Genomic DNA, 403 nt, shown 5'->3' on the forward strand with positions numbered 1-403 from the left:
AAAAGGAGGATGAGAGATTCGAACTCTCGCGTGGTTTGACCCACCTGACGGTTTTCAAGACCGTTCCCTTCAGCCAGACTTGGGTAATCCTCCATTAAATACAATAACAATAGTATAACATTACTTGACCATAGTAAAGACCCAAGTTAATGGACCTTGTAGGACTCGAACCTACGACCGAACGGTTATGAGCCGTTTGCTCTAACCAACTGAGCTAAAGGTCCGAGTACTAATGATCAATCGCGGCGGGGGGGATCGAACCCTCGACCTCCCGGGTATGAACCGGACGCTCTAGCCAGCTGAGCTACACCGCGATGGTGTTTAAATAAAATGAACCTATTTATTTAAATCGGGAAGACAGGATTCGAACCTGCGACCCCCTGGTCCCAAACCAGGTGCTCTA

Annotated in this window: 3 tRNA genes; all 3 read right to left on the minus strand. The window is 48.1% G+C overall.

Features of this window, described 5'->3' with window-relative positions:
* Positions 1-3 precede the first annotated feature (3 nt).
* Positions 4-93, minus strand: a tRNA-Ser gene (locus tag FC82_RS15110).
* Between the two features lie 57 nt (positions 94-150).
* Positions 151-224 (minus strand) — tRNA-Ile (locus tag FC82_RS15115).
* 16 nt (positions 225-240) lie between these two features.
* Positions 241-314: transfer RNA gene (locus FC82_RS15120), tRNA-Met, on the minus strand.
* Positions 315-403: the final 89 nt, after the last annotated feature.

The organism is Secundilactobacillus collinoides DSM 20515 = JCM 1123 (assembly GCF_001435975.1).
Classification (GTDB): Bacteria; Bacillota; Bacilli; order Lactobacillales; family Lactobacillaceae; genus Secundilactobacillus; species Secundilactobacillus collinoides.